The sequence below is a fragment of the Arthrobacter sp. 2YAF22_2 genome, from assembly GCF_052114645.1.
Taxonomy (GTDB): Bacteria; Actinomycetota; Actinomycetes; order Actinomycetales; family Micrococcaceae; genus Arthrobacter.
In genome coordinates, this window is sequence record NZ_JBFRFD010000530.1 from 1 (window position 1) to 2380 (window position 2380).

The 2380-nt window shown below is 64.6% G+C and carries 3 protein-coding genes; 2 read left to right on the plus strand and 1 reads right to left on the minus strand.

Going from position 1 to position 2380, the window contains the following annotated elements:
• Positions 1–39 precede the first annotated feature (39 nt).
• Positions 40–426, minus strand: coding sequence for a DUF1844 domain-containing protein (locus tag AB4Y86_RS16900; protein ID WP_441403325.1), 387 nt, complete (start codon positions 424–426; stop codon positions 40–42).
• A 407-nt stretch (positions 427–833) separates the two neighbouring features.
• Between AB4Y86_RS16900 and infC the strand changes: the two genes are divergently transcribed.
• Both infC and rpmI read left to right on the plus strand, forming a co-directional pair.
• A complete protein-coding gene (infC, locus tag AB4Y86_RS16905) occupies positions 834–1904 on the plus strand; it encodes a translation initiation factor IF-3 (protein ID WP_441403326.1) in 1071 nt (356 codons plus the stop codon).
• A gap of 115 nt (positions 1905–2019) precedes the next feature.
• Positions 2020–2214 (plus strand): 50S ribosomal protein L35, encoded by a 195-nt coding sequence (gene rpmI / locus AB4Y86_RS16910; protein ID WP_009358635.1) that lies wholly within the window; start codon positions 2020–2022, stop codon positions 2212–2214.
• The last annotated feature ends 166 nt before the right edge of the window (positions 2215–2380 follow it).

The window sequence follows — 2380 nt, forward strand, 5'->3', positions numbered from 1 at the left end:
GGACCGATCCGGTCCGCCCGCCGCCGTTGTCTGYCGCTATTAGTTGACGGCGCCCGTGTACTTCTCGCCTGGACCCTTGCCGGGCGCGTCCGGGATGGCGGATTCTTCGCGGAAGGCCAGCTGCAAGGAGCGCAGGCCGTCACGCAACGGGCCCGCGTGCTGGGAGCCGATCTCGGGGGCGGCCGCCGTGACCAGCCCGGCCAGCGCGGTGATCAGTTTGCGGGCCTCGTCCAGGTCCTTGAGTTCCTCGGCGTTGTCCTCGGCGGCGAGGCCGAGCTTCACCGCGGCGGCGCTCATGAGGTGGACGGCAGCGGTGGTGATGACCTCGATCGCGGGGACCTCGGAGATGTCCCGGATCTGCTGGGAAACGTCGCCCTGGGCGTCGGCAGGCTGGTAAACGTGTGAATTACTATCTGTTGTGCTCATGCTGGTAAGCTTGTCACAGACCGACTGGATGTCGTTATTCTGCTGGAAGCAAAAGCTCAGCGTTGAAGCCAAACGTTGAACCGCCCACGCACCTGTGCGTTGAACGGGCTTTTTTTCTGTAGAATAGTTTTCCAGTTCGCAAGCGGAGTTCTCTCCCACCCGCGTCAGCCGCGAGTATTCCTCAGGAATCAAGGTTGCCGGGTACTGGTCGGGCATTCGCCCCGGGCATCATGCCTGGCGGTGGACGCATGCCGCCTCGTCAAGAGGCCGGCAGTTCCGATCTTCGAGGCCTCCGATTGCACCGGCAATTGGGGGCCTTCTTCATTTGCCGGCTGAGCACCCCTCACGAACACAGGAGCTTTAACATTAGCGAGCCAAGAATCAATGAGCGTATCCGCGTCCCCGAGGTGCGGCTGGTCGGCCCTGCAGGTGAACAAGTGGGAGTTGTCCGTATCGAGGATGCCCTGCGTTTGGCTGCCGAATCCGATCTTGATCTCGTTGAAGTTGCACCGCAGGCAAAGCCTCCGGTGTGCAAGCTGATGGACTTCGGCAAGTACAAGTACGAAGCCGCCGTCAAGGCACGCGAGGCCCGGAAGAACCAGACCAACACGGTCCTGAAGGAAATCCGGTTCCGCCTGAAGATCGACACCCACGACTACGAGACCAAGCGCGGCCACGCACTCCGCTTCCTCGGCGCCGGGGACAAGGTCAAGGCCATGATCCAGTTCCGCGGCCGTGAGCAGCAGCGCCCCGAGATGGGCATCCGCCTGCTCCAGCGCTTTGCCGACGACGTCGCCGAAGTGGGCGTCGTGGAGTCCAGCCCGCGCATCGATGGCCGCAACATGGTCATGGTCGTGGGTCCGCTGAAGAACAAGGCCGAAGCCAAGGCAGAGGCCCGCCGCGCCACGCAGCGGGCAGAAGCCAAGGCCGAGAACGAAGCCAAGGTAACGGGCCGCATCGACACGGCAGGCGGCGACGCGCCCCTGACGCAGTCGCTCGCCGACCTTCTTCCGGAAGGCTTCCAGGTCCGGACCGAGGCCGAAACGCCGGCCGCAACTGAGACGGAAGCGCCGGAAACTGCTGCTCCCGCCGCAGAGACGCCCGAGGCCGAGGACGCCGTAGCCGAAAAGGCTCCGGCCGAAGCCGCCCCGGAACAGCCGAAGCAGGAAGCCCCCAAGGCTCCCAAGGCGGCTGCTCCGAAGCAGGAGGCCCCGAAGGCCGCGGCTCCCAAGGCTGCTGCTCCGAGGCAGGAAGCCCCGAAGGCAGCCGCTCCCAAGGCTGCTGCTCCGAAGCAGGAAGCCCCGAAGGCAGCCGCTCCGAAGGCGCCTACGGCGGAGGCAACGCCGGCGGCAGAGAAGCCGGCTCCAAAGCCGGTTGCGGCACCGAAGCCGGTTGCCCGGCCTGCGGCTCCGAAGCCTGCGGCACGGCCGGCGGCCCCCAAGGCCGCCCCGAAACCGGCCAGCAAGAAGACCAACTAGTTCACGGCTGSCGGACAGMAATGTCCGGCAGTAAGCAACCAGCACGCCGCCCGCAGGGGTGGCTGCGCGAAAGACTGCAGACCTGGTCTGCGGATACGTAAGGAGATCGGTTCCCATGCCGAAGATGAAGACCCACAGCGGTGCTAAGAAGCGCTTTAAGCTGACCGGTAGCGGTAAGCTGCGCCGCCAGCAGGCCAACCGCCGCCACTACCTCGAGCACAAGTCCTCCAGGCTGACCCGTCGCCTCGCCGGCGACAAGATCGTCTTCAAGGGCGACGCCAAGGTCATCCGGAAGATGCTCGGCATCTAAATTCCAAGTTCGGGATTGCTTGCCATCCGGCAGCGGTCCACTACCAAAACGGCTTCTCAGGCCAGCCGGTTATCCGGCAGTAGACGCTTGGGATCAGATATTTTCGAAGGAGTACGCACGTGGCACGTGTGAAGAGGGCGGTCAACGCCCACAAGAAGCGCAGGGT

Coding starts and splice junctions, on each gene's coding strand:
- AB4Y86_RS16900 (WP_441403325.1), bottom strand. CDS start 426: ATGAGCACAACAGATAGTAATTCACACGTTTACCAGCCTGCCGACGCC.
- rpmI (WP_009358635.1), top strand. CDS start 2,020: ATGCCGAAGATGAAGACCCACAGCGGTGCTAAGAAGCGCTTTAAGCTG.